Source organism: Streptomyces sp. NPDC031466, assembly GCF_055581265.1.
Genome location: NZ_JBVIJT010000014.1, coordinates 96,873 through 120,721, shown reverse-complemented (window position 1 = coordinate 120,721; position 23,849 = coordinate 96,873). Strand labels below are relative to the sequence as shown.

Here is a 23,849-nt window from a genome sequence, read left to right as displayed (position 1 = left end):
GGGCATGATCGACCCGCATCGGCTCCTGGCCTTCTGCGCCATGTCCGTCCTGTTGTCCGCCATTCCAGGACCGAGCGTGCTGTTCGTCATCGGCCGGGCGCTGGCCCATGGCCGCCGGACAGCGCTGGCCTCGGTGTTGGGCAACGCGCTCGGTGGCTACGCGCTGGTCATCGCGGTCGCCCTGGGGATCGGCACTCTGGTCGAGACCTCGGTCGTCGTCTTCGACGTGATCAAGCTGGCCGGAGCCGCCTACCTCGTCCACCTCGGCGTGAGGGCTCTGCGGGCAAGCTGGAGGAACCGGACAGAAGCGGTACGTGTCGCCCCGGCGCCGTCCAGCGGTGGCAGCTCGGTGCGGGCGGGGTTCATGGTCGGGGTGACGAATCCGAAGAGCATCGTGTTCCTCACCTCGATGCTGCCTCAGTTCGTCGACCGAGAAGCCGGTCACGTCAGCCTCCAGATGCTGATCCTCGGCCTGGCCGGTGCCGTGTTGGCCCTGGTCTCCGACGGTTTGTGGGGGCTGACGGCGTCTGCCGCACGGACCTGGTTCGGCCGCTCCCCCAGGCGGATGTCGCTGATCGGTGGCACGGGTGGGCTGGCCATGATCGGGCTGGGCGCCACGGTGGCCGTCACCGGCCGGGTCGACCAGGGCGTGTGGTGAAAGTAGCGTCGTCCGCCCGCAGGCCGGGCAGACGGGACTTTCGCAACACGCCCCAGCACCGCCCCCGTGGCGCCCGCGGAACCGAGCGCTGCCGCACCCGACCGCGTGGCACTCACGGTGGCCGGCCGCCGGGTCGCAACGCGGCGGTCGGCCCTCGCGGAAGCCGGCCTCGCGGGAGCCGGACCTCGCGGCAGCCGGACCTCGGCACGGAACCGGACCTCGGCTCGGAACCGTATGCCGTCGATCAGTTGTCGCCGGGTCCGGTAAGGCGGCCGTCCCCCCGCCGTCCCCATCGGCGGCAACGGCTCTGGCGCCGCCCACCTGGGTCGCCACCCCAACGGGCGCCGTCGGCAGGCCCGTTCGGCATCCGCGTGGGCGTGATTCGACACCTGCGTCCTTGATCACCAAGACTGACGTCATGCGATACGGCGTGAACCTCCTGAACTTCGGCTCCGGCACCACCCCCGACTCCCTCGTACGGCAGGCCGCCGACGCCCGTGAACTCGGCTTCGAGTTCGCGATGGTCTCCGACCACATCGCGGTGACGCCCGATGTCCACGAGGTCTACCCGGCACCGTTCTACGACCAGTTCGTGCTCGCCGCGCACCTCGCGGGGCGGGTGCCGGGGTTGCGGCTCGGGACGACGATCACCGTGATCCCCTACCGGCATCCGCTGCAGACCGCCCGCCTCGCCGCCAACCTCGACCGGCTCAACGCCGCCGGCTTCATCCTCGGCGCCGGGGTGGGCTGGTCCGCCGCCGAGTACGCGGCGCTCGGCGTCCCCTTCGGCGAGCGCGGCGCGATGACCGACGAGTACCTCACGGCGATCCGCGCCGCGTGGCGCGAGGACCCGACGTCCTTCCACGGCACGTACGTCTCGTACGAGGGGGTCCGCACCGCCCCCGCCCCCGCGACCCGGCAGCTGCCGGTCTGGGTCGGCGGCAACTCCCGGGCCGCGCAGCGCCGCGCGGCCCGGCTCGGCGAGGCCTGGCATCCGTTCATGCCGACGGCGGCCGCGCTGCGGGAGGCGCTGCCCTTCGTCGCGGCCGAGGCCGAGGCCGCGGGCCGCCCCTTGCCGGTTCTCGCGCCGCGCCTGCAGATCCGGCTCGACGCCCGGCCGGACACCCCTGACCGCCCGCTCGGCCACGGCAGCGTGGACCAGGTGGCCGACGACCTGGCGACCCTCGCCGGGCTGGGCGCCACGGACGTGCTCCTGGACACCTACCCCGGGACGCCCGGCGAACGGGCGGGCGCCGACGACGACCGGCGCGTGCTGGAGCTGGCGATGTCAGTGGCACAGGGCACCATCGGTAGCAGTTGACGCCGACCGACGCGGGAACGGGAAGGGGTGCGGGCGCCATGAAGCCACCCACGGCCACGCAGCGACGGATCATCGAGGCCGCGGATCCGGAGACGGGCCGGCTGTCGGGCAGCGAGGCCCAGCTGGCGGGCCTGGTGCGGGCCCGCCTGGCCTTCCGCCATCCGAGACCCCCGCACGCGTACTTCCTGACGCCCGCGGGCCACCGCCTGCGCGGGGCGGCACAGGCGCCGGCTGCCGCGTCCTCGCCCGCCGGTCCGGCGGCCGCCCCGGGGGTCTTCGCCGCCCGCACCGGCACGGAGAGCGCGCCGAGCGGCAGCGAGGGTGCCGCGCGGGCGCGGGAGGTCCGCAGCGCGTGGGAGGGCCTGGTGGAGCTGCGCCGGATGACGAACACCGACGGCGCCCGGGACCGCCCCTGCGCGTGGGAGCGCACGCATCTCGTGCAGGCCGCCGCCCTGGCCCTGGAGGCGGCCGGTCTGCCTCCCGCCCGCCCCGGCGGCGCGGGCTACGAGGTGACGGACACCCCGCAGCCCGAGGCGGTCGCCGTGCGCGAGCCGTCACCGGAGGGGCTGCGGGCCTGTGCGGCGGCGCTGGAACGGGCGGGCTGGCAGACCGGCGAGCACGCGGCGCCGCGCGGCGGGGACCGCTACCTACTGGCTTCCCCGAAGCGCACCTGACCGCCGCCGCGGGGGCTCCGCGAACTGGGCGGCACGAAGCACCGGGGTAAACCGGCACGACCGGGCATCGCCCGCCGCGGCCTCAGCCTAGGCGGCCATCCCCAGCGAACCCAGCCGAGCCGACTGCTCGCGGCAGGCGCCACTCCCCACCGCACTTCCTCCCGCCAAGCCGCCGTCACCCCCCCCACCTGGGGCAGAGCCCTCTCCGCCGCCCACCGCAGCCCGAGCCGAGGCCCTCGACCCCCGGCCCAGCCGACACGGCTCCCCACCTCGGGCGAGCCGCACCGGCCACGTTCCCGACGGCCGCAGGACGCGCCCCGCACGACACCAGTGCCTCGGCGCGTCGGGGCCGCACCGGCACCAACCGCCCCCGGCAGCACACTGACCTCGCGCCCGTGACCAGCGGGTTCGGGCAGATCACCGCATGGTGGCCGCTACCGGACACGGCTCACGCACGCACCTTGTGAACGCGTACATGACATCGTTACCCGACCGACCCAGGACGTTCACACGCTCGTCCGCACATCCATGTCACTCTCCCGATGGTTGATCGGTCAACTCGCGTAGAACGCGCGCTCATCGGACGGCGCACGGCACGTGAGACCTCCGGGAAAGGACCCACCCCCCATGCACGTCCCACGCGTACGCCGCTGGAAACCCCTCGCCCTGAGCGCCGCCGCCGTGCTCGTCGGCCTCACCGTGCCCACCACGGCCACCGCCTCCCCCGCCCCGGCGGCCCCGGCCTCGATGTATGTCGGCGCCTACGACGACACGTACTACCGTGACGCGCTCGGCAAGACGGGGCCCGCCCTGAAGTCCGCGCTGCACACGATCATCGGCAAGCAGACCAAGGTCTCGTACAGCCAGGTCTGGGACGCCCTGAAGACCACCGACCAGGACCCGGCCAACAGCGCGAACGTGATCCTGCTCTACACCGGCGCCTCGCGGAGCAAGAGCAGCAGCGGCGGCGACCAGGGCGACTGGAACCGCGAGCACGTGTGGGCCAAGTCCCACGGTGACTTCGGCACGGCGACCGGCCCCGGTACGGACCTCCACCACCTGCGCCCGGAGGACGTCACGGTCAACAGCATCCGGGGCAACAAGGACTTCGACAACGGCGGCGGCGCGGTCGCCGGGGCCCCGGGCAACCTCACGGACGGCGACTCCTTCGAGCCCCGGGACGCGGTCAAGGGCGATGTGGCGCGCATGATCCTCTACATGGCCGTGCGCTACGACGGTGAGGACGGCTTCCCCGACCTGGAGCCCAACGACCGCGTGGACAACGGCAGCGCGCCCGCCATCGGCCGCCTCTCCGTGCTGAAGCAGTGGAGCGACGAGGACCCGCCGGACACCTTCGAGAAGAACCGCAACCAGGTCATATTCGACAAGTACCAGCACAACCGGAACCCGTTCATCGACCACCCGGAGTGGGTGGAAGAGGTCTGGTGACGCCCCGCCGCCGACGGCGTGGTTCAGCCGCCCTCGCCGAGCGCGTCCAGTTCCGCGAGGTCCTCGGGGCTCAGGGTGAGGGCGGCGGCGGCCACGTTCTCCGCCAGGTGCGCCGGGGACGAGGTGCCCGGGATGGCCAGCATCGCCGGGGAGACGGCGAGCAGCCAGGCGAGGGTGACCTGCGCGGGGGTCGCGCCGTGCCGGGCGGCGACGGCCTCGACGCGGCCGAGGTCGGGGGCGCCGGTCCCGCCGAAGGGGAAGTACGGCACGAACGCGATGCCGTCGCGCGCGCAGTGGTGCACCAGCTCGGCGTCGGGCCGGTCCAGCGGACTGAATCGGTTCTGCACCGCCGCCACGGGGGCGATCGCCCGCGCCTCGGCGAGCTGTTCCGGGGAGGCGCTGCTCACGCCGAGGTGGCGGATCACGCCCTCCTCGCGCAGTGCCGCCAGGGTGGCGAAGCGGTCCCCGCCCGGCCCGTCGCTCCCCAGGAAGCGCAGGTAGACGAGGTCGAGGTGGTCGCGGCCCAGTTCGCGGAGGTTGCGGTGCACGGCCCTGCGCAGCTCCGCGGGGTCGGCCGGGTCCGTCCAGCTTCCGTCCGGCAGCCGGCCGGGGCCGACCTTGGTGGCGATGACCAGGTCCTCGGGGTAGGGGTGCAGGGCGGCACGGATGAGGTCGTTGGCGGCGATGTCCTGGAAGAAGTAGAACGCCGCGGTGTCGATGTGGTTCACGCCGAGCTCGACCGCGCGCCGCAGCACCTCGACGCCCCGCGCGGGGTCGTGCGCGGGCCCCTCCCACGCGGGCGCGGGCAGGCGCATCGCGCCGAAGCCCATGCGGTGGACGGGGAGTTCGCCTCCGATGAGGTACTGGCCCGCGGCGGCGGCCGGCCCGCTGATACCGCCGCCCCGGCCCCCGGGATGCCGCGTACCGGACGAATCGTAGGTGCCGCTGTGCGTGCCGTGCTCCGTGGTCGTCATGGCCCAGATCCTGCGGCGTGCCTCTTTCCCTTGCGAACGGGTGGCCACTTGCTGCCAGGTGACCGCGGTCGCAGACTGGCCCGATCATGGAGAGCGCGACGAACACCGATCTGATCGTGTACCTGCGGGGTGAGCGCGAGTTGGTGCGCAGGGCGGGCGCCCTGTTCACCGGCGCCCGCGAGGAGTTCCTGTGCGCGGCGGCCGACCTGGCGACCTTCTCGCGGGGCGTGAACGCGGCCTTCGCCGGGAGCGGGCGGCCGCCACTGGTGCCGGGCGGCCTGGCGATGCGCAAGGTGTACACGGGGCGGGCGCTCGCGGACGCGGCGTCGGAGGCGCGGCTCGTCAGGATCGCCGAGTCGGGTGCGCAGGTGCGGATCTCGGCGGCGCCGCTGGTGCACGAGGCGATCGTCATCGACCGGCGCGTGGCGATCCTCGCCGGGGCCCCGGTGCGGGGCACGCGGACGTACACGGTGATCCGCTCGCCGGACGCCGTCGAGGGCGTCCGGTCCCTGGTGTACGCGGCGTGGGAGACCGCCGCCGAGCTGGACGAGTACCGGCGGACGCGGCCGCCCGCGCTCGACGAGGGGGCTCGCCGGGTCCTGCGGGCGCTGAGCGCGGGGCACACCGACGAGACGGCGGCCCGCGAACTGGGCATGTCGCTGCGGACGTACCGCAGGCGCGTGGCGGAGCTGATGGCGGCGCTCGGCGCGACGTCACGTTTCCAAGCGGGTTTGCGAGCGGCTCAGTTGCATGACGGGAACCGGCCCAGGGCAGGCAACTGACCGGTGCGACCCACCATCTGGACCGCCGTCTAGATTGGTGCTTGATCGTCGAACCACATGACGCAGGTTTCCAGGAGGCTCCTCGTGACAGAGAACGACCCCCAGCTCGGTTCCGCCGCCGACGTGCGTGCCCGCATCGACACCAGCAAGCCGCACTCGGCCCGCTTCTGGAACTACTTCGTGGGCGGCAAGGACCACTACGAGAAGGACCGCGAGCTGGGGGACCACATCAAGGAGATCTTCCCGGGCCTGGTCGACGTGGCCCGCACCAGCCGCCTCTTCCTCGGCCGCGCGGTGCGTCACCTGGCCACGGAGCGGGGCGTGCGGCAGTTCCTCGACATCGGCACGGGCCTGCCCACGGCGGACAACACGCACGAGGTGGCGCAGCGCGCGGCCCCGGACTCGCGCATTGTCTACGTCGACAACGACCCGCTGGTCCTCGCCCACGCGCGGGCCCTGCTGACCAGCACGCCCGAGGGCGAGACGGCGTACATCGACGCCAACCTCTACGACCCGGAGGCCATCTTGCGGGAGGCCGCGAAGACGCTGGACCTCTCGCGGCCGGTCGCCCTGATCATCCTGAACACGCTCGGCCATGTCGCCGACCACGCGCAGGCCCGCGACCTGGTCTCCCGCCTCATGTCGGGCCTGCCGTCCGGCAGTTACCTGGTGATAAGCGATTCCACCACCACGAGCGAGGGCATGATCGCGGCGTCGAACGAGTACAACAAGAGCGGCGCGATCCCCTACTACGTACGCAGTGTGGAGGAGATCGGCGCCTTCTTCGACGGCCTCGAACTGGTGGAGCCGGGCGTCACGCAGGTCACGCGCTGGCGCCCGGAATCCCAGGACCCGACGGAGGTCGACGCGTACGGAGCGGTGGCCCGCAAGCCGTAGCCCGGCCTCGGCGGAGGGCCACCACATCACCGGTGCCCGTGCGCTCGCTCGCCTGCGACGAGCGCACTCCGGTGGTGTACCCGCGGATCAGTTCTGTGCCGCCGGGATGGGGCCCGGGCCTGATCGACCGGCAAGATCCGCGGCCAACGCGGCGTAGATGTACTCGCTGCCCCAGCGGTCCCCGTCGAGGTCGTTCTCGACCAGGTGCGCCTCCCGGCGCATCCCGAGGCGCTCGCAGACCCGCACAGATCCGGTGTTCTCCACATCCAGCCGTGCGTAGAGCCGGTGCACGCCCAGCGTGTCGAAGGCAAACCCGGCCAGCGCCGCGGCCGCCTCGGTCGCGTAGCCGTACCCCTGATGACCTGGGTCGAGAGTCCAGCCGATCTCGGCCTGGGCGGCGCGGGCGTCGGCCAGGCGAAGACTCACCTCGCCCAGGACGCCGGGCTCGTCGCGTCGGCAGACGGCCAGCGCCAGCTGGTCACCGTCGGCGCGCCAGACCGTCTGCGCCGCGCGCTCGGCGGCGACCTGCTCGCTGCGCTCACGCGTGTGCGCCGGCCGGTACAAGTAGCGCGCCACGCTCGGCAGGCTCTGGTAGGCGTACAGGTCGTCGGCGTCGCCGGGAGTGAACAGACGCAGCGTCAACCGGCCCGTGGTCAACGGCAGCAGTGAGGTGACGACCATGCGGACCTCCGAAGCGCGCGGATGCGGATGCGAATGCGGATGCCAATGCGGATGCGACTGCGGATCAAGTCGCGGACTGATTTTCACATCACCACTGCCCGGCAGCCACGCCTTTTCAGGAACGGCGCCGTACCGCCGCCGCGCCTGACGGCTCGAATCATTTACGGCACAACCCTTGGGCGTCCACCGGATCCCGCTCCTCGTCGTACGCCGCCCGCGCCCGCGCGATCGTCACGCGGTGGCGTTCCGCCCAGCCGGTGAGCTGGAGGAGTGTGCCGTGCAGTTCATGGGCCACCGGGGTCAGTTCGTACTCGACCTTCGGCGGGACCGTGGGGTGCACGGTGCGCTTGAGGAGGCCGTCGCGTTCCAGATTGCGCAGCGTGAGCGTCAGCATGCGGCGGCTGATCCCCTCGATGGCACGCTCCAGTTCGGTGAAGCGGATCGGCCCGTGGGCGGCGGCGATGAGGACCAGCACGCTCCATTTGCCCGCGACCCTGTCAAGAACTTCCCGGACCGGGCAGGCCTGCGCGAGCACTGCCTGCGAGGTAACACCGGTGTTCCCCTGGGACATCGAAGTGCCTCCTTCTGCCCGCCCTCGCGGGACTCCACCATGAACTCCGTTACAAGTCGTGCACCTTTGCAGGTCAGAGGCGCTCACCACGGAGGTTTTCACCATGTCCCAGGCCGTGTCCGAGGTCAACACCCCAGCGCCGCCCCGCTCCTCGCGGGCGCCCCGCCGGGCCGTCTCGCCCCGCACCTCGCTCGCGGTGCTCTCCTCGGGCCTGCTGATGACCGTCATCGACGGCAACATCGTGACCGTCGCGATGCCCGCCATCCAGGCCGACCTCGGCTTCTCCGCCGCCGGGCTCGCCTGGGTCGTCAACGCCTACCTGATCGCCTTCGGCGGGCTCCTGCTGCTCGTCGGGCGGCTCGGCGACCTCGTCGGCCGCAAGCGGATGTTCGTCTCGGGGCTCGGCCTTTTCACCGCCGCCTCCGTCCTGTGCGGTGTCGCCGGCGACCCGGGCCTCCTCGTCGCGGCCCGCGCCTTCCAGGGCGTCGGCGGCGCCATGACCTCGGCCGTCGTACTCGGCATGCTCGTCGCCCTCTTCCCCGAACCCCGCGAACAGGCCAGGGCCATCGCCGTGTTCAGCGCGGTCGGCGCGGCGGGCGGCGCCCTCGGCACGTTCCTGGGCGGGGCCCTGACCGAGACCCTCGACTGGCACTGGATCTTCCTGATCAACCTGCCCATCGGCGTCGCCGCCCTCGTCGCCGCCGTCCGCGTCCTCGACAACGACCGCGGGGCCGGGCTCGACCAGGGAGCCGACTACCCCGGCGCCGCCCTGATCACCGGCGCCCTCATGCTCACCGTCTACACGATCGTCACCGCCGCCGAACACAGCGTCGGCGCCACGGCCTTGCTCGCGGGCACCTCTCTCCTCCTCTTCGTCGCCTTCGCCCTCCGCCAGACCCGCGCGGCCCGGCCCCTGCTGCGGCTGCACCTCTTCCGCTCCCGCGTCCTGACCGGCGCCAACGCCGTGCAGATCCTGATGATCGCCGGGATGTACGGCTTCCAGTACATCGGCGCCCTCTACCTCCAGCGGGTCCTCGGCTTCGGCGAGTTGCGGACCGGCCTCGCCTTCCTCCCCGCCCCCGTCGTCATCGGCGTGCTGATGCTCGGCCTCTCCGCGAAGCTCATCGGCCGCTTCGGCGCCCACCGCACGCTGCTCGCGGGCCTCGCGCTGATCACGCTCGGCCTCGCGCTCCTCGGCCGCCTGCCCGCCGACGGCTCGTACGTCCTCGACGTCCTGCCCGCCATGCTGCTGCTCGGCGCGGGCTTCGCCGCCGCCATGCCGGCCGTGACGGGCCTGGCCATGGGCGGCGCCGCCGAGGAGGACGCGGGCCTCGCCTCGGGCCTGTTCAACACCACGCAGGTGGTGGGTGGTTCGCTCGGCCTCGCCGTCCTGACGACACTCGCCGCGAGCCGCACGCAGACCCTTACCGACGGGGGCGCGGACGCCCTCGCCGCCACCGCCGACGGCTACCGGCTCGCCTTCTGGGTCGCCGCCGGCATCTCCGCCGCCGGCCTCGCGCCGGCCGCGGCTCTCCTGCGTCCGGCCTCCTCCCCCAACGGCAGGTGAGCCCAGACCGTCTTGCCGACCTGGCGCGGCACCACGCCCCACTCGGCGGCCAGCGCCGCCACGATCACGAGCCCCCGGCCCGACTCGTCGTCGGCCTCCGGGGGTTCCGGCGTTTGCGGAGGCATGAGTTCCGTCCGCGTGTCGGACACCTCGATACGGAGCGTGTCCATGACGAGTGTCAGGCGGACCTCGAAGTCGCGGCCCGGCACGCGGCCGTGCGTCGCCGCGTTCGCCGCCAGCTCCGCGACGATCGCCTCGGCCGCGTCGGACAGTTCACTGTCGTACGCGATGCCCCAGCCGTTCAGGTAGTACCGGGACAGTCGCCGCGCGAGGCGGGCGCCCCGGGGCGTGGCGCTGAGACGTTGGGTGAATTCCCGCTGCGGGGTGGCGGGACGGGCTTCGGTTGGCATGGCGCCCACCGTGGCCTCGCCGGGAGCCGTGCGCCAGCCACCAAACCCGTACGCTCCGTCAGCGTACGAGTACTAAGGGTAGACAAATGCGGTAACGGAGTGTGACCATTGGGAGTGTTGGCGGGGATCGGTATACGAGCGTCGGGGGTTTCCCGTGATGTCGTCAAGCAGCAAAGAGCCGGAGTCGTCGGACGGTCTGAAGACCTTCGGCGCCGTCCTGAAGAGCTTCCGCAAGCGGGCCGGCTCGACCCAGGAAGCGCTGGCCGACGAAGTGGGGTGCTCCTCCCACTTCCTGGCCTCGATCGAGCAGGGCAGGCGGTTCCCGCCACCAGGCTTCGTTGACCGCTGCGAGGCAGCGCTGGACGCGTTCGGCACGCTGCGGCTCGCGGCGAACCAGCTTTCGCGCAAGCCGGGGCTAGCGCGGTGGTTCCGCCAATGGGCCCGCCTGGAGCGGGAGGCGATCGCCCTCTATACGTACGAGTGTCGGCTGATCCCGGGTCTGTTGCAGACCCCGGCGTACGCCCGGACGGTCTTTATCAACCAGCTCCCGCCGCTGAACGACGAGGAGATCGAGGAGCAGTTGGCGGCACGCATGGAGCGGCAGCGGCTGCTCATGGAGCGCCCCAACACCGCGTACAGCTTCATCTTGGAGGAACACCTGTTCCTCCGCCGCACGGGCGGGGATGAGGTAACCGTGGAACTCATCGACCACGTACTGAAGATGGCCGAGCGCAGGAACATCGAGGTGCAGATCATGCCAGTTGTGCGGGAAGGGCACGGGGGGCTCCACGGCCCTATTCGCCTGCTGGAGACCCCAGAGCACACCTGGTTCGCGTACTCAGAGGGGCAGCGAAGCGGACAACTCATCTCCGACCCACAGGAGGTCAGTGTGCTCCACATGCGGTATGCCAGGATGCGCGCACAGGCTCTCTCGTGCGAGGACTCCGTGAGCCTGCTTAAGGAGATGCGAGGAGCAATATGAGCACCCCTGAACTGGCCTGGTTCAAAAGCAGTTACAGCAGTGGTGACGGCGACGACTGCGTGGAAGTCGCCCTCGCTTGGCGCAAGTCGACTTACAGCAGCGGCAGCTCGGGGGACTGCGTGGAGATCGCCCCCTGCCCGGGCGCGATCCACGTGCGGGACTCCAAGAACCCCGAAGGGCCCCAGCTCGCGCTGGAGCCCCACGCGTGGGCGCGGTTCGTGGACTACGCGTCCCGCGGCTGACGCTGGGTCTGGACCAGTTCCCTGGCCTCCTCGTCCGTCGCCACGGACGGCGGGGAGCCCTCCAGGGGCTTCTGGGCCGTCTCCTTCATCGCGGCGACCGCGATGATGCCGACCAGGCCGGCCAGCATGGTGTAGAAGGCGGGCATCAGGTCGTTGCCGGTGGCGCCGATGAGCGCGGCGACGATCAGCGGGGTGGTGCCGCCGAAGAGGGAGACGGAGATGTTGAAGCCGATGGAGAGCGAGCTGTAGCGCACGTCCGTCGGGAAGAGGGCGGGCAGTGAGGAGGACATGGCGCCCAGGTAGCAGACCAGGGCGAGGCCGAGGATCAGCAGGCCCGCGAAGACCGGCACCGTGCCGCCCTGCTTGATGAGCAGGAAGGCGGGGAGGGCGAGGACGAAGAAGCCGAGCGAGCCCGCCATGAGGACCGGCTTGCGGCCGACGCGGTCGGAGAGGCGGCCCACGGAGTTGATGAGGGCCATCAGGATGAGCATGACGACGACGATGGACATCAGGCCGCCGGTCTCGCCGAAGCCGAGCTGGGTGAGGTAGGTCGGCATGTACGACAGCAGCATGTAGTCGGTGATGTTGAACGCGGCGACCAGGGCGATGCACAGCAGCATGGCGCGCCACTGGCCGAAGAAGGACTCCTTGAAGGACTTCTTCTGGCGCTCGGCGGCCGGGCCGTCGCCATCCTCCATCTTCTGGAAGGCGGGCGACTCGTCGAGCTTCAGCCGCAGGTAGAGGCCGATGAGGCCGAGCGGGGCCGCGACGAGGAAGGGGATGCGCCAGCCCCAGGACTGCATGGCGTCGTCGCTGAGCAGCGCGGTGAGGGCGGTGACGAGGACGGCGGCGACCGTGTAGCCGATGAGGGTGCCGAACTCCAGGAACGAGCCCCAGAAACCGCGGCGCTTGTCGGGGGCGTACTCGGCGATGAAGGTGGCGGCGCCGCCGTACTCGCCGCCCGTGGAGAAGCCCTGCACCATGCGGCACAGGACCAGGAGGACGGGCGCCCAGACGCCGATGGAGGCGTAGCTCGGGATCAGGCCGATGGCTAGGGTCGCCGCCGACATCATGATCATGGTGAGGGCGAGGATCTTCTTGCGGCCGACGCGGTCGCCGAGCGGGCCGAAGAACATGCCGCCGATGGGACGCACCAGGAAGGCGGCGGCGAAGGTGGCGAGCGAGGAGAGGGTCTGCGCGGTGTCGTTGCCGGAGGGGAAGAACTCCTTGCCGATGATCACGGCGAGGTAGGCGTAGACGCCGAAGTCGTACCACTCCATGGCGTTGCCCAGGGCGGTCGCCTTCACCGCCCGCTTGACCTGGGCCTCCTCGGTGACCGTGATGTCCGACTGACGCAGCCGGGGGTTCTTGCGGCGGTGGATCGCGCGGAACAGCGCGCGGTGCCGGGCGATGGCCTCCGGAGCGGGCGGTGCGGGTATCTCTGGTGCTTCGGGGGCGCTCACGGTGTCTCGATCACTCTCTCATCGGCGTCGGTCGGTCATCGTTGATCACTCGTCTGCCCTGCCGAACCCGGATCAACACTGCCGATCCGATCAGTACCGCCGCCGCGATCAACACGAGCTGTGCCCTCGGCGGTCCTCGACCCGGTGCCGGCCTGGCGCGGGAGGCACTCGCGGTCGGCCGGAATACGCACGCAGGGTGGCCCGGTTGCAGCGGAACATGCCCCATCCTCAGGAGCCGCCCAGCGGCATACATCCGCTGCTCGCGGGACGTTTCAGCCCCTACCGGTTCGATCCGTCGGCGGTCGCCGACGACCACGCCCTTGGGCTGCTGTTGGAGGCCGTGCGGTGGGCGCCGTCGGCGGGGAACTCCCAGCCGTGGGGCTTCTTCACCAGCAGGCCCGGCGAGCCGGAGCACGACCGCGTCCTCCCCCACCTCGCGCCGAGTTCGGCCCGCTGGGCGACGGACGCGGGTCTGCTCGTCGTCACCCTGGCGCGGCGGTACGTCGATGACACCGAGCTGCTCTACTCCGAGTTCGCGGACTACGACCTCGGCCAGGCGGTCGCCCACATGACGGTGCAGGCCCAGGCCATGGGGCTGGCCGCGCACCAGTTCCGGGCCTTCGACCTGGACGGGCTCACCAAGGAGCTGGACCCGAACCCGGGGTGGGCGATCGTCTCCATGGTCGCGGTGGGCAAGGCGGCCGGCGACCCACCGCAGGACCGTGCCCGACACAGCGTCGCCCACTTGCGCTCCGCCCCCTGGTCACCGACGGAGTGAGCATGGACAAGGAACAGGCCCTTGTGGGGTTCTTCGTCGTGTTGTTGGGCGTGCTGTCGCTGGGCGGTTTCGCTGCGGCATGGGCCTCATTTCGCTTGCACTCACGAGGGCGATGGATCGAGGCGGACATCGTCCGGGTACGTGAGGCCACGTATTCCGATGGTGACTCCCGCTTTTATCCGGTGGTCGCGTTTACCCCGCCGGGCGGAGAACGCATCGAGGTCGAGTCGTCAGTGGGCAAGTCCTCCCCCTCCGAACTGGCTCATCCGTCGAGCAGAGACAAGATCAGAGTGCTGTACGACCCGGCCCGGCCGAAGCGGGTCGAGATCGAGGGGTACGAGCGCGATGCCACCGCCATGGGCCTCCTTGTCGGGGTCGCGTTGGCGGGCGGCGCGATACTCATGTTCCGCGAGGTGTTCGCGTGAGCGCCTGTTGTCGTTCCGACTTCAAGCGATGACCCGAATGGGAGTCTCGATCGGGTGGCTTCGGTAGGTGCCGGACATGAGAGCAGGGCCTTTTAGCAGCGCGAAGGGTATCTATGCCAAAGAGCGCCGCGGGAAGATTCCCGCCGACCGCACCCGGTCTTACGATCAGCCGCATGTCGATCACATCGCCCGTACCGGTCCTGCGCTCGTCCAATGGTGACCAGCTCCGATTTGACGGTGACGCACTGGTGTTGCACCGGAAGGCCGAGGAGGTCCGGATTCCTCTCCTGGCGATAGATCGCATCCACTCCCAGGGGCGTGCCGTGACCGTCGAACTCGCCGGCCCCTCCGGGACAGTGCCTGCCGTGCACCGTGTTGACGATGTGAGCGAGGCTGCCGCCACCCTGTTCGCCGACGCCGTCACCCCGCTCCTTCCCGAGCGCCCCGAGGGCGCCGTCGGCGCCGACGGCTCGAAACTCGTCACCACCCGTGCCGTCCCGGAATCCCGACGAGAGGCGGACAAGCGAAGGCTCAAGGTGTGGGGAACCACTGTCGTCCTCGTATACGCCGGTCTCGCCGTGGCCGTCGCGGCCTATGGAGTGTGGACCTTCGCGTTCTTGATCCTGGTGCTCGGCCCCCTCGGCGTGGGGCTCACCGCAGTCGGCGCCGACATGGTGCGACTGCGGTACCGCTCCTGGTACCTGCGCCGCCACGGCGTCACGGTGGAGGCGAGAAGAGTCGGGGAAGCGCGCGTCCTGGGCGGCGCGTTCGGGACGTTCGTGTACACCGACATGCACGGCGTGGACCGGAGCGTGTACGTCAAGAGCCGATCCGCGACGGTCCAGGTCGCCTATCACCCGAGCAAGCCGGGCACCGTGACCGAATACGGCACGCGGTCCAGCCGCGCGGGTGACTCCGTCGCCGCCCTGTGCTTCCTCGTCTTCGGCCTCGTGGTCGACGCGACGGTCATCGGCGTGGCGATCGGCTCCTTCCAGGGCGCGTACCCGGGCTACTGAGACGGCACGGCGGGGAGTCGAATGCCAGTTCCGTCGGAAGGAGTTGCCGGCCCTATGCCCACACACCCACGTGGAGGGCGCCGCAGATTGTGGCGGTGGGCCGTCGCGGTGTGGCTGGTCATCGTGGCCGTCGCGGGCGGGCTGACCCTGTGGTGGGGCGGGTCGACACAGCCGCAGCGGTACGGCTGGGAGGAACCCGGCCCGACCCCGTCACTCCCCCAGGAAGGGCAGTCGCCCTGCGTAGGCGCCACGCCCGACGGGAGTGGCCGGGCGGCCTGCTTCAACAGGACTCGTCAGCCGGACCCGGCGATGCGGGTGGGGGCCTGCTCGCGGAACCGGGCGGGGGCGCTCTGCACGGCGCAGGCCGGTACGGGCACCTTCGGCACCGCAGGGGGCTCGCTGGGCGGCCCATTTGCATACACGGTGTATCCGATACACCATGTATCTGATAGCGGGCGCCACCTTGCCCCGGCAGGGCGTCCCGCCTCGCCCCGTTCCGAAAGAAGCACAGCCATGGCTTTCACCCTCCCCACCGCCATCGAATCCCGCCCGGTCGCGGTGATCGGCGGCGGTACCCTCGGCCGCCGCATCGCCCTGATGTTCGCCACCCGCGGGGGCGACGTGCGGATCTACGACCCCAGCCGGGCCGTGGGCGAGCAGGCCGCCGCGTTCGTCGCCGAGCACGTGGCCGACGTGGCCGCCACGGTGGACGGCGGCCGCCCCGGCCGGGCCTCCGCCCACACCGAGGAGTCCGCGGCGCTGGCCGGCGCCTGGCTGGTGGTGGAGGCCGTGCCCGAGCGCCTCGACCTGAAGAAGCAGGTGTTCGCCCGGCTCGACCAGGACGCGGAGCCCGACGCGATCCTGGCCAGCAACTCGTCGTCGTACCCGACCAGCCAGTTCATCGACGGCGTGGCGCACCCGGAGCGGGTGCTGAACATGCACTTCTACATGCCGCCGCAGCAGGTCGCCGTCGACCTGATGTCGGACGGCAGGACCGACCGCGCGGTGCTGGACTTCCTGCTGCGGGAACTGCCCCGGTACGGCGTCCACCCCTTCGAGGCGCGCAAGGAGAGCACGGGCTTCATCTTCAACCGCATCTGGGCCGCCATCAAGCGCGAGTCGCTGGCCGTGGTCGCCGAGGGTGTCTCCACCCCGCGCGACGTGGACCGGATGTGGGAGATCAACATGGGCCTCAAGGCCGGACCGTTCCGGATGATGGACCAGGTCGGCCTCGACGTCGTGCTCGACATCGAGAACCACTACGCCGCCGAGAACCCCCACCTGCCCGAGGGTCCGCGCGAGCTCCTGCGCCGCTACGTAGACGCCGGCCACCTGGGAGTGAAGACGGGCCAGGGGTTCTATGACGACTACCGGTCCCCGGGCGCTTAACGGGTGTACGTGCGGTCGGGTCCTACGGGTGTGCGACGGCCCGAAACCCGTCGGCGGGGGTCGGCGGCCGTCGCACCACGTGCTGCCGGCCGGGACCGGGCCGCCCGACGGCAGAGGCTGACCCGAGGATATGAGGCCCGGACCGCTCACACCGGGACGCCCAATCCCCGCAAGAGGGCGCCGGCCTGAGGTGCGATGCCGTTCACCGCGCCCAGGACGATGCCGATCACGCTGTCGATCAGACCTCCGACGACAGGCAGACCCATGACCACTCCTTTGTAGATACCTCTCATACGGACGATTCACGGTATCCACAAAAGTCTGGTTTATGCGATCATTTGGTGTTTTACTTCATTTCGTGTCAACAGCCGCATGCGGGCGGATCAGCGTGGCTCCGGTGAGGGGAAGTTGGCCTGGGACCGTCTCCACGGGCTCGTCGGCGGGTCCGAGACGGACGGCCTCAGGAGCCGGCACCAGCCGGCTCCGACTGGGAGCGTGCCGAGGAGTCAGCGGAGACTGGGGTGGAAGCACCAGCTCAGGGTGTGCTCTGAAAGTCCCGCCTGCCTGGCGACGCTCCTTTCACCACACGCCTTAGGCTGCTCGTTCCCGCCCCAGGAAAGGCCCCCCGCGTGCCCAAGACTCCGACCAAGCGCCGGCCCGTGACCCGGGCCGCACTCCTCGACAGCGCCCAGGCCCTGTTCACCGAGCACGGCTTCCACGCCACCTCGATCAGCGACATCGTCGAGCGCGCGGGGCTGACCCGAGGGGCCTTCTACTCCAACTACCGCGACAAGGAAGAACTCTTCCTCGCCCTCTACGACGTGCACACCGACAGCCTGCTCGCCGCGCTGCGGGAGGCCTCGGTGGGGCCGGGCAGCCTCGACCAGCTGCTCGCCCAATTCGGCGAGCGGGCTCGCGAGCCCCAATGGTTCCTCGCCTCCATGGAGTTCACCCTGCACGCGGCCCGCCGGCCGGAGTTGGCCGCCGAGCTGGCCGAGCGCGAGGAGCGGCTGGTCGAGGGCCTGGCGGAGCTGCTGACAGCGGCACTGGCCCGGCTGGGCCTGCGTCCGACGATCGCCGTCACCGATCTGAGCCGCCTGATGATCTCGCTGTTCGAGGGCCTGGCCGCGCTCCGGGCCAGCCACGGCACCCATGACGACGCCCGTCAACTGCCGCAGCGGGTCACACCCCGCATCCTCCAGGCCCTGACCGAACCAGTGGGAGAGCCCGGCGCCGACGGAATCATCCCCGCCGGTATATGACCACACCCATGCCCAGGCTCACGGCGACGAGCATGGGGAGCGAGCGGACCCAGGATTCCTGAACCCCCGCACCGGTCAGGGTTCCGATCACCCCGTACAAGAGGTAGAAGGTGCCGGCCACCAAGGCGAGCGTCGCCAGGCCTCGCGCGCGGGTGTTGCCCCGGCCGGTTCCTCGGTCATACATCGGTACTCCCCCTGTGTGCGCCATCGAGAGCGAGCGGGCCAAGGAGTTACCTATGCCCCCGCAGTCGCGGGCGAAGCCGGGATCAGGGCGCAGCCGGGATCAGTCAGAGGGTGCGGCGCAGCGCCGTCTCCACGGCGTCGATCAGCGGATCGCCTTCCGTCCGCGGGTGGCGGGCCAGGCCCAGCTCGATGTCGGGCAGGGCGGGCAGGGCGGCCGTGTCGTGGCAGGCCATGGCCGGTTCCAGGTTGGCGGGCAGCAGCGCCGACACGCCCAGCCCCGCCCGTACCGCGGCCAGCACACCGACGAGGCTGTTGCTCTCGAAGACCACGCGCGGACGCCGGCCGGCGCGTTCCAGCGAGTCGAGGACCGACCTGCGCCAGACGCACGGCTCCGAGAACAGCACCACCGGCAGCGGATCGGCCCGCACGTCCACGCCCTGGCCGACGGCCCACACCAGCGGGCGGCGCACTGTCCAGCGCGGCGGCCCCGGCACCCACCGCGCCTCGTCCAGGACGAGCTGGATGCGGCCCGCGTCGTACGCCGCCCGCATCTCGGCGTTGGAACAGCTCAGCACCTCCAACGTCGCGCCGGGGTGCAGCCGGGCGAGGTCGGCGAGAACCTGCGGGAGCTGCGACGCGGCGAGGTCTTCGAGGAGCCCGACGCCGCAGCGCCCGGTGAGCGCGTGCCCGGTCTCGGTGAGCGCCGTCGCGCACAGGGAGAGGATGCGTTCGGCGTACGGGAGCAGTTCCTCGCCCGCCCGGGTCGGCGAGACGCCGGACGGCGACCGGTGGAGCAGCGGCCGGCCGACGGCGCTCTCCAGCCTGCGTACGTGCTGGCTGAGCGCGGGCTGGGTGTGCCCCAGCTCGGTCGCGGCACGGCTGATGCTGCCCGCCCGGACGGCGGTGACGAACGACCGCAACAAGGCGGTCTCCAAGTCCTTGGCCATAAAAATTCATTATGTCGGCTCAAGTGAATACGCCTCTACCTATGGGGCGTTGAACGATCTAGCGTCGGGCGGGTGACCGGATACCGACAGGTGCTCGCCGTGCCGGGCATGGCACCGCTGCTGGCCGTCTCGCTGCTCGCGCGCGTCGCGATCACGGCCGACGTGATGGCGCTGACGATGTACGTCGTGCTGAGCCTGGACATGAGTTACGCGGCCGCCGGCGGGATCGCGGCGGCGCTGACAGTGGGGCTGGCACTGGGCGGACCGCTGCTCGGCCGCGTGGTCGACCGGCGGGGCCTGCGGGTCGTGCTGGTGGCCACCGCCTTCGCGCAGACCCTGTTCTGGCTGACCGTGCCGCTCCAGCCGTACGGGGTGCTGCTGGGCACCTCGTTCGCCGCGGGCCTGCTGATGGTGCCGGCCCAGCCGGTGGCCAGACAGGCCATCGCCGCGATGACGACGGCGGGGCAGCGCCGGGCCGCGTTCGCACTGGAGTCGGTGCAGGGCGAACTGTCGTACATGCTGGGCCCCGCGATCGTCGTCCTGTGCACGGCGAAGACGTCCCCCGAGGCGGTGGCCTGGGGTGTCGGGGCGGCGATCGTGGCCGGCGGGCTCGGGATCGCCGTGCTCGACCCGCCGCTGCGCGCCCGGGGCGAGGTGCAGGCCGGTGCGGCGGGACGGCCCGGGCGGCGCGCGTGGCTGGACGCCCGCATGGCCGCGGCGCTGACGATGGCGTTCGGCGTCACGACGCTGGTCAGCGGCGTGGATCTGGCCATCGTCGCCACGCTCCGGGAAGCGGGTCAGGTCTCGTGGGCCGCCGTGGTCATCGCCGTGCTCGGCGGGGCCTCGGTGGTCGGGGGGCTGCTGTACGGCGCGGCGCCCCGGACGCTGCCGACGTGGCTGCTGCTCGGCCTGCTCGGGCTCGTGACGATTCCCGCCGGGCTCGCGCACGACTGGCCCTGGCTGTGCGTGGCCGTGATCGGCAGCGGGCTGCTCACCGCGCCGACCCTCGCCGCGGTGTCCGCCGGGGTGAGCGGACTGGCACCGGCCGGCGTCCGGGGCGAGGCGACGGGGCTGCAGTCCTCGGCGCAGGCCGCGGGTCTCGCGCTCGGGTCACCGATGGCCGGGCTGGCGATCGACACGTCCGTTCCGTCGGCGGGTTTCGCGGTGGCCGGCCTGGCGGGCCTCGCGACGGCACTGACGGGACACCTGCTCTCGACCTGCTCGACTGCGCCGCCTCATCAAATGCCCCTGGCGGAACAAGACGCTCTTTGACCCTCACGCCTCGTCAAAGGCAGCGAGCAGGCGCTCGTACGCCGGCTTCGGCCGCAGGGCCGCGTCCCACGGCAGGGAATCGGCCGTGCGCGGAGGGTAGATCCTGGTGTCGGCGGTGGAACCGTACCGGTCGGTGAATCCCCAGGTGGAGAACGATGTGCAGTTCGGCTCCTCCAGGCAGACCCGCAGCTTGCCCGCCATCTCATCAGCCTGGATCTGCCGCCCGTCCTTCTCGTCCTCACCTATGGGGACGTCCATCTCCGACACCCGCGCTTGCAGCCCGAGTTCCGCCAGATCCCGCACATGGCCGCGGAAGGTCTCCGGGTCGGTGCGGTCGCCGGGTGCGTACTCATGGTTCTGGAAACCCACGCCGTCGATCGGTACGCCGCGTTCCTTGAGCCGCTCGACCAGATCGTAAAGGGCGTCCCAGCGCTCGCCTTCCTCCTCGACCCCGTACTCGTTGAGGAACAGCCGTGCCTTCGGATCGGCCCGGTGGGCGGCCCTGAACGCCTCGTCGATGTACTCCTCGCCCATGGCCTCGAACCACGGGCTCTGCTCGGAGCGCAGACCGAGGTCCCCGTTGGTGTAGCTCTTCTCGTCGTCGGACATGGGCTCGTTGACCACATCCCATTCCGCGACCTTTCCCTTGAAGTGCCCGGCGACCACGGCGATGTGCCGGAGCATGGTCCGGCGCACCTCCTCGGGGTCGTCGTTCTCCCGCATCCAGTTGGGCAGCGCCTCGTGCCAGACAAGGGTGTGCGCGTGCACCTTCATGTCGTTCGCGCGGGCGAAGCGTACGAGCAGGTCCGCGTCGCGGAAGTCGTGGACGCCCCGGCGCGGGTGGAGGAACTGTGGCTTGAACGCGTTCTCCGGAGTGAGCATGGAGAACTGGCTCCCCGCGAGCGCCCGGTAACGTGCGTCGGTGAGCAGCGGGTTCTCGGCCAGGGCGGCGCCGACGTCGAACGGCCGCCCCACGTCTGCGGCCCGCGCACGCAGCGAGTCGTCGGACTGCTCCTGGCGCAGCTGCGGCGCCCTGATCACGCGGAGCGAGTCACCGCTCTCCGCCCGCGCGCTCAGCTGCGTCAGACGCCATCCCTCGCGGCGCTCGTCTTCGCCCGCGTCCGCCTCCAGACCGAACCAGACAGTGCCCTCGGCGAACACCCCCGGGTCCTGCACGGTTCCCAGCCGCCGTCCGTCGGCTTTCACGCGGAAGGTGTCACCGATGCTCGACACGGCGAGCGTCACCGTCCCGGAGCAGCCGCAGTCGAAATCCTCGGACGTGGCAGGCTCATCGCCCTCACCGTCCCATATCTGCACCTTCACTCGTCCGTCAGCGGTCACGCCGACGCGGAGTGAGGGCCGCTCCTGCCGCCACTCGTCGTAGATGACCGGTACACGTCCGTACAGCCGCAGCCATGAGTCGCCGTCATCGTCACCCACACCGGACATGCGCGCGGTGACGGTGAAGTCGCCGTCGGACCTGAGATGCGGACCGGCCACGTTCAGCGGAGGGTTGGGCTGTCCGCCGGCGGAGTCCTGCTCCACGATGCGCCGGTCCAATGCGCTGACGTGCAGGATGTCGTTCCGCGCGGTGGTGCCCGGCATCTGCGTCCAGTCGTGGTTCCGCAGCAGGTCTTCGTCGTTTCCGCCGCCCGCGCCTTCGCCCTGCCCCGTACACCCGGCCGCCACCGCCATGACGAGCACCACGACGGTCAGTCGCCGCCACGTCCCCCCACCGAGGTCCACGGTCCCTCCCACTCTCTTGTCCGAGACAAGATCAACGTCTCGAAACCGGGCCACAGTTCATCACAGGTGAGGTACAGGTGAGGTACGGCGGCCTTGTGGGCACGGCACAGCTGACGCCGGGCGTTGAACGACAGGCTCAGAATTGCCGGGTGCAGCCGCTGCGGGTACAGAACTCCTGGGCCAGCGGGTTGACGTCCCCGTCGTACATCGTGATGTAGACCCGCTGGACGCCGCCCGGCAGTGCGATCCGCAGCGATCCGCTGAGGATCTGGTTCGCCCCGCCCGCGTACGCCCACGGGCTGCAGATGAGGCCCGACGTCGTGCTGCCGTTCACCCCGTAGGCGCAGACCTCGCGCATGCCGCTCGCCGCGTGGACCGTCCCGGAGACACTGGCGCTGTACCCGTCGGTGAAGTGGATCGTTCCGGTCGTCGTGCTGTTGCCGTAGGCCATGCCGAAGGGCATGTCCACGGTGTTCGCGGCGGCTTGCGCCGGTGCGGCGAAACCGATGGCGGCCATCAAGGCCACGACCATCACCATCAGGAGCTTGCGCATGGCTCTTCCTCTCCTCGGACGAACGTGGAGCGAACAGAAGCGCCGCCATGCTACTCACGACCGACCATGGACACGTCAGCGTGTGCCCGCTGCGGCGGAGTACCGCCACAAGGGCGGCGAGTTGCCCGTGTCGCGCTCAGGGGCGGCGCCCCATCTTCGCGAAGTGACGGTTGCTCCCCTTGCAGTCCCACCACTCCTCCATGAGGCCACGCACCAGTGCGGCCAGTTGGCGAAGACGCTCAGGGTCAGGGGCGGACGAAGTGAAGACGTCCGCGAAGGACTTGTCGCTCCACGGCAGCGTGCACACCCAGCACTCGTCGGCGTGGCCCTTCCGCTCGACGGTCAGCCGGTAGGTCAAGGTGACGCTGCGATTAGGCTGATGATCTACCGCCAGGTCAGCGACGTTGAACCTGGTCACGCCCCCATCGCGAGTGAAGGAGCGAGCCAGGACACGCTCGGCCGGCGTGTGAGCCACCATGTACATCTCCCCTCTCGTCCACGGGCACCCCGTGCCAGGGCCGCCCGTCCGGCGGATCCGGTCATAGCCACATCGACATCCTCCCCGACATGCCCGACGGCGCGCCCGGCCCGGATCCGCCACCGCCGCGCCCCGGACACCGTCCCGGCTTGACGGGTATACGTCACGCCCAATCTCTGGTAGGAAACCTTCCTAACAGTACGTGGAGCGACGAACTCCCCCTTCTGGAGGCCCTCGTGGAAACCCCCCACTCCCCGCACCACCGCTCGCGCCCCCTCACCTCCCGCCGCAGCCTGCTCGCCTTCATCGGCGCCACGGCCGTGGCCGGTCCGCTCCTCGTGTCGCAGACGGCGACCGCCACCTGGGCCCCGACCCCGGCCTCGGCCAGGGCCGTCGGGCTCGACGATCCGGCGAAGAAGGAGATCGCCATGAAGCTCGTCTGCAGCGCCGAGAACTCCAACCTCAACTGGAAGAACTACTACCGGTACATCGAGGACATCGACGACGGCCGCGGCTACACCGCGGGCATCATCGGCTTCTGTTCCGGCACCGGCGACATGCTGGACCTGGTCGAGCTGTACACCCGGCGCAAGCCGGGCAACGTCCTCGCCAAGTACCTGCCCGCCCTGCGCGAGGTCGACGGCACCGACTCGCACGAGGGCCTCGACCCCAACTTCACGCGCGACTGGGCGAAGGCCGCCGAGGACTCCGCCTTCCAGAAGGCGCAGAACGACGAGCGCGACCGCGTCTACTTCGACCCCGCCGTCAAGCAGGGCAAGGCCGACGGCATCGGCGCACTCGGCCAGTTCTGCTACTACGACGCCATCGTGATGCACGGCGACGGCAGCGACTCCACCAGCTTCCGCAACATCCGCAAGCGCGCGCTCCGTTCGGCCAAGCCGCCGGCCCAGGGCGGTGACGAGGTGGCGTACCTCAACGCCTTCCTGGACGCGCGCGTCTGGGCGATGAGGCAGGAGGAGGCGCACGAGGACACCAGCCGGGTCGACACCGCGCAGCGGGTGTTCCTCAAGAAGAAGAACCTCAACCTCGACCCGCCGCTGGACTGGAAGGTGTACGGCGACCCGTACCACATCGGCTGACCCCACCCCGTCCGGACGCGTAAGGCGCG

26 protein-coding genes are annotated in these 23,849 nt (G+C 70.8%); 16 read left to right on the top strand and 10 right to left on the bottom strand.

The window, feature by feature from the left end; genetic code table 11:
* Positions 1-4 precede the first annotated feature (4 nt).
* From ACZ5GP_RS30750 to ACZ5GP_RS30735, 4 genes are all read left to right on the top strand, one after another.
* Positions 5-658: a LysE family translocator gene (locus ACZ5GP_RS30750; RefSeq protein ID WP_468753967.1), complete on the top strand. Its 654-nt coding sequence runs from the start codon at positions 5-7 to the stop codon at positions 656-658.
* 418 nt (positions 659-1,076) lie between these two features.
* Positions 1,077-1,979, top strand: coding sequence for a TIGR03619 family F420-dependent LLM class oxidoreductase (locus ACZ5GP_RS30745; RefSeq protein ID WP_468753966.1), 903 nt, complete (start codon positions 1,077-1,079; stop codon positions 1,977-1,979).
* 38 nt (positions 1,980-2,017) lie between these two features.
* The gene (locus tag ACZ5GP_RS30740) at positions 2,018-2,653 is read left to right on the top strand and encodes a hypothetical protein (protein WP_468753965.1); all 636 of its coding nucleotides are present in this window, start codon (positions 2,018-2,020) and stop codon (positions 2,651-2,653) included.
* A gap of 627 nt (positions 2,654-3,280) precedes the next feature.
* The gene (locus ACZ5GP_RS30735; RefSeq protein WP_468753964.1) at positions 3,281-4,102 is read left to right on the top strand and encodes an endonuclease I family protein; all 822 of its coding nucleotides are present in this window, start codon (positions 3,281-3,283) and stop codon (positions 4,100-4,102) included.
* A 23-nt stretch (positions 4,103-4,125) separates the two neighbouring features.
* Here ACZ5GP_RS30735 and ACZ5GP_RS30730 read toward each other — a convergent pair whose 3' ends face one another.
* On the bottom strand, positions 4,126-5,076 hold the full coding sequence (locus ACZ5GP_RS30730) for an aldo/keto reductase (RefSeq protein ID WP_468753963.1): 951 nt from the start codon (positions 5,074-5,076) through the stop codon (positions 4,126-4,128).
* An 86-nt stretch (positions 5,077-5,162) separates the two neighbouring features.
* Here ACZ5GP_RS30730 and ACZ5GP_RS30725 point away from each other — a divergent pair, with 86 nt between their 5' ends.
* A complete protein-coding gene (locus ACZ5GP_RS30725) occupies positions 5,163-5,858 on the top strand; it encodes a helix-turn-helix transcriptional regulator (protein ID WP_468753962.1) in 696 nt (231 codons plus the stop codon).
* 84 nt (positions 5,859-5,942) lie between these two features.
* Complete coding sequence (locus tag ACZ5GP_RS30720) at positions 5,943-6,755, top strand: SAM-dependent methyltransferase (protein ID WP_468753961.1); 813 nt, start codon at positions 5,943-5,945, stop codon at positions 6,753-6,755.
* An 87-nt stretch (positions 6,756-6,842) separates the two neighbouring features.
* Here the strand turns inward: ACZ5GP_RS30720 and ACZ5GP_RS30715 are convergent, their stop codons facing one another.
* Together ACZ5GP_RS30715 and ACZ5GP_RS30710 are read right to left on the bottom strand one after the other, a co-directional pair.
* Positions 6,843-7,436, bottom strand: a complete 594-nt coding sequence (locus tag ACZ5GP_RS30715) for a GNAT family N-acetyltransferase (protein WP_468753960.1) — start codon at positions 7,434-7,436, stop codon at positions 6,843-6,845.
* 157 nt (positions 7,437-7,593) lie between these two features.
* Positions 7,594-8,007 carry a winged helix-turn-helix transcriptional regulator gene (locus ACZ5GP_RS30710; RefSeq protein ID WP_468753959.1) on the bottom strand — a complete coding sequence of 138 codons (414 nt, stop codon included), beginning with the start codon at positions 8,005-8,007 and terminating at the stop codon, positions 7,594-7,596.
* A 217-nt stretch (positions 8,008-8,224) separates the two neighbouring features.
* On the opposite strand from ACZ5GP_RS30710, the gene ACZ5GP_RS30705 reads away from it, so the two are divergent.
* Entirely contained in the window at positions 8,225-9,574 is a 1,350-nt protein-coding gene (locus ACZ5GP_RS30705; protein WP_468754031.1) for an MFS transporter, read from the top strand.
* On the opposite strand, the gene ACZ5GP_RS30700 is transcribed toward ACZ5GP_RS30705, so the two are convergent.
* Positions 9,475-9,984, bottom strand: a complete 510-nt coding sequence (locus ACZ5GP_RS30700) for an ATP-binding protein (protein ID WP_468753958.1) — start codon at positions 9,982-9,984, stop codon at positions 9,475-9,477. The genes ACZ5GP_RS30705 and ACZ5GP_RS30700 overlap by 100 nt on opposite strands.
* A 157-nt stretch (positions 9,985-10,141) precedes the next feature.
* Here ACZ5GP_RS30700 and ACZ5GP_RS30695 point away from each other — a divergent pair, with 157 nt between their 5' ends.
* Positions 10,142-10,966: a helix-turn-helix domain-containing protein gene (locus tag ACZ5GP_RS30695; RefSeq protein ID WP_468753957.1), complete on the top strand. Its 825-nt coding sequence runs from the start codon at positions 10,142-10,144 to the stop codon at positions 10,964-10,966.
* Positions 10,963-11,208: a DUF397 domain-containing protein gene (locus ACZ5GP_RS30690; protein ID WP_468753956.1), complete on the top strand. Its 246-nt coding sequence runs from the start codon at positions 10,963-10,965 to the stop codon at positions 11,206-11,208. The genes ACZ5GP_RS30695 and ACZ5GP_RS30690 overlap by 4 nt, the downstream gene beginning before the upstream one ends.
* On the opposite strand, the gene proP is transcribed toward ACZ5GP_RS30690, so the two are convergent.
* Complete coding sequence (gene proP / locus ACZ5GP_RS30685) at positions 11,190-12,671, bottom strand: glycine betaine/L-proline transporter ProP (RefSeq protein WP_468753955.1); 1,482 nt, start codon at positions 12,669-12,671, stop codon at positions 11,190-11,192. The genes ACZ5GP_RS30690 and proP overlap by 19 nt on opposite strands.
* Positions 12,672-12,888: 217 nt before the next feature.
* Between proP and ACZ5GP_RS30680 the strand changes: the two genes are divergently transcribed.
* From ACZ5GP_RS30680 to ACZ5GP_RS30660, 5 genes are all read left to right on the top strand, one after another.
* The gene (locus ACZ5GP_RS30680; protein WP_468753954.1) at positions 12,889-13,449 is read left to right on the top strand and encodes a nitroreductase family protein; all 561 of its coding nucleotides are present in this window, start codon (positions 12,889-12,891) and stop codon (positions 13,447-13,449) included.
* A gap of 2 nt (positions 13,450-13,451) precedes the next feature.
* Positions 13,452-13,874: a DUF3592 domain-containing protein gene (locus ACZ5GP_RS30675; RefSeq protein ID WP_468753953.1), complete on the top strand. Its 423-nt coding sequence runs from the start codon at positions 13,452-13,454 to the stop codon at positions 13,872-13,874.
* Positions 13,875-14,047: 173 nt separating this feature from the next.
* Complete coding sequence (locus ACZ5GP_RS30670; protein ID WP_468753952.1) at positions 14,048-14,890, top strand: hypothetical protein; 843 nt, start codon at positions 14,048-14,050, stop codon at positions 14,888-14,890.
* 513 nt (positions 14,891-15,403) lie between these two features.
* The gene (locus ACZ5GP_RS30665; protein WP_468753951.1) at positions 15,404-16,279 is read left to right on the top strand and encodes a 3-hydroxyacyl-CoA dehydrogenase family protein; all 876 of its coding nucleotides are present in this window, start codon (positions 15,404-15,406) and stop codon (positions 16,277-16,279) included.
* A gap of 629 nt (positions 16,280-16,908) precedes the next feature.
* The gene (locus ACZ5GP_RS30660) at positions 16,909-17,541 is read left to right on the top strand and encodes a TetR/AcrR family transcriptional regulator (RefSeq protein ID WP_468753950.1); all 633 of its coding nucleotides are present in this window, start codon (positions 16,909-16,911) and stop codon (positions 17,539-17,541) included.
* Here the strand turns inward: ACZ5GP_RS30660 and ACZ5GP_RS30655 are convergent.
* On the bottom strand, positions 17,522-17,725 hold the full coding sequence (locus tag ACZ5GP_RS30655; RefSeq protein ID WP_468753949.1) for a hypothetical protein: 204 nt from the start codon (positions 17,723-17,725) through the stop codon (positions 17,522-17,524). The genes ACZ5GP_RS30660 and ACZ5GP_RS30655 overlap by 20 nt on opposite strands.
* Before the next feature lie 103 nt (positions 17,726-17,828).
* Entirely contained in the window at positions 17,829-18,671 is an 843-nt protein-coding gene (locus ACZ5GP_RS30650) for a LysR family transcriptional regulator (RefSeq protein ID WP_468753948.1), read from the bottom strand.
* 72 nt (positions 18,672-18,743) lie between these two features.
* Between ACZ5GP_RS30650 and ACZ5GP_RS30645 the strand changes: the two genes are divergently transcribed.
* Positions 18,744-19,943, top strand: a complete 1,200-nt coding sequence (locus ACZ5GP_RS30645) for an MFS transporter (protein ID WP_468753947.1) — start codon at positions 18,744-18,746, stop codon at positions 19,941-19,943.
* A 3-nt stretch (positions 19,944-19,946) separates the two neighbouring features.
* Here the strand turns inward: ACZ5GP_RS30645 and ACZ5GP_RS30640 are convergent, their stop codons facing one another.
* The 3 genes from ACZ5GP_RS30640 to ACZ5GP_RS30630 form a co-directional block, all read right to left on the bottom strand.
* Entirely contained in the window at positions 19,947-21,689 is a 1,743-nt protein-coding gene (locus ACZ5GP_RS30640; RefSeq protein WP_468753946.1) for an endo-1,4-beta-xylanase, read from the bottom strand.
* 136 nt (positions 21,690-21,825) lie between these two features.
* On the bottom strand, positions 21,826-22,242 hold the full coding sequence (locus tag ACZ5GP_RS30635) for a hypothetical protein (protein WP_468753945.1): 417 nt from the start codon (positions 22,240-22,242) through the stop codon (positions 21,826-21,828).
* 136 nt (positions 22,243-22,378) lie between these two features.
* A complete protein-coding gene (locus ACZ5GP_RS30630; RefSeq protein ID WP_468753944.1) occupies positions 22,379-22,660 on the bottom strand; it encodes a hypothetical protein in 282 nt (93 codons plus the stop codon).
* Between the two features lie 296 nt (positions 22,661-22,956).
* On the opposite strand from ACZ5GP_RS30630, the gene ACZ5GP_RS30625 reads away from it, so the two are divergent.
* Complete coding sequence (locus ACZ5GP_RS30625) at positions 22,957-23,820, top strand: chitosanase (RefSeq protein ID WP_468753943.1); 864 nt, start codon at positions 22,957-22,959, stop codon at positions 23,818-23,820.
* Positions 23,821-23,849: the final 29 nt, after the last annotated feature.

Excerpts from the sequence above, each read along its gene's own strand:
- ACZ5GP_RS30750 (WP_468753967.1), top strand. The coding sequence starts at position 5 with ATGATCGACCCGCATCGGCTCCTGGCCTTCTGCGCCATGTCCGTCCTG.
- ACZ5GP_RS30745 (WP_468753966.1), top strand. The coding sequence starts at position 1,077 with ATGCGATACGGCGTGAACCTCCTGAACTTCGGCTCCGGCACCACCCCC.
- ACZ5GP_RS30740 (WP_468753965.1), top strand. The coding sequence starts at position 2,018 with ATGAAGCCACCCACGGCCACGCAGCGACGGATCATCGAGGCCGCGGAT.
- ACZ5GP_RS30735 (WP_468753964.1), top strand. The coding sequence starts at position 3,281 with ATGCACGTCCCACGCGTACGCCGCTGGAAACCCCTCGCCCTGAGCGCC.
- ACZ5GP_RS30730 (WP_468753963.1), bottom strand. The coding sequence starts at position 5,076 with ATGACGACCACGGAGCACGGCACGCACAGCGGCACCTACGATTCGTCC.
- ACZ5GP_RS30725 (WP_468753962.1), top strand. The coding sequence starts at position 5,163 with ATGGAGAGCGCGACGAACACCGATCTGATCGTGTACCTGCGGGGTGAG.
- ACZ5GP_RS30715 (WP_468753960.1), bottom strand. The coding sequence starts at position 7,436 with ATGGTCGTCACCTCACTGCTGCCGTTGACCACGGGCCGGTTGACGCTG.
- ACZ5GP_RS30710 (WP_468753959.1), bottom strand. The coding sequence starts at position 8,007 with ATGTCCCAGGGGAACACCGGTGTTACCTCGCAGGCAGTGCTCGCGCAG.
- ACZ5GP_RS30705 (WP_468754031.1), top strand. The coding sequence starts at position 8,225 with ATGACCGTCATCGACGGCAACATCGTGACCGTCGCGATGCCCGCCATC.
- ACZ5GP_RS30700 (WP_468753958.1), bottom strand. The coding sequence starts at position 9,984 with ATGCCAACCGAAGCCCGTCCCGCCACCCCGCAGCGGGAATTCACCCAA.
- ACZ5GP_RS30695 (WP_468753957.1), top strand. The coding sequence starts at position 10,142 with ATGTCGTCAAGCAGCAAAGAGCCGGAGTCGTCGGACGGTCTGAAGACC.
- ACZ5GP_RS30690 (WP_468753956.1), top strand. The coding sequence starts at position 10,963 with ATGAGCACCCCTGAACTGGCCTGGTTCAAAAGCAGTTACAGCAGTGGT.
- ACZ5GP_RS30680 (WP_468753954.1), top strand. The coding sequence starts at position 12,889 with ATGCCCCATCCTCAGGAGCCGCCCAGCGGCATACATCCGCTGCTCGCG.
- ACZ5GP_RS30675 (WP_468753953.1), top strand. The coding sequence starts at position 13,452 with ATGGACAAGGAACAGGCCCTTGTGGGGTTCTTCGTCGTGTTGTTGGGC.
- ACZ5GP_RS30670 (WP_468753952.1), top strand. The coding sequence starts at position 14,048 with ATGTCGATCACATCGCCCGTACCGGTCCTGCGCTCGTCCAATGGTGAC.
- ACZ5GP_RS30665 (WP_468753951.1), top strand. The coding sequence starts at position 15,404 with ATGGCTTTCACCCTCCCCACCGCCATCGAATCCCGCCCGGTCGCGGTG.
- ACZ5GP_RS30655 (WP_468753949.1), bottom strand. The coding sequence starts at position 17,725 with ATGTATGACCGAGGAACCGGCCGGGGCAACACCCGCGCGCGAGGCCTG.
- ACZ5GP_RS30650 (WP_468753948.1), bottom strand. The coding sequence starts at position 18,671 with ATGGCCAAGGACTTGGAGACCGCCTTGTTGCGGTCGTTCGTCACCGCC.
- ACZ5GP_RS30635 (WP_468753945.1), bottom strand. The coding sequence starts at position 22,242 with ATGCGCAAGCTCCTGATGGTGATGGTCGTGGCCTTGATGGCCGCCATC.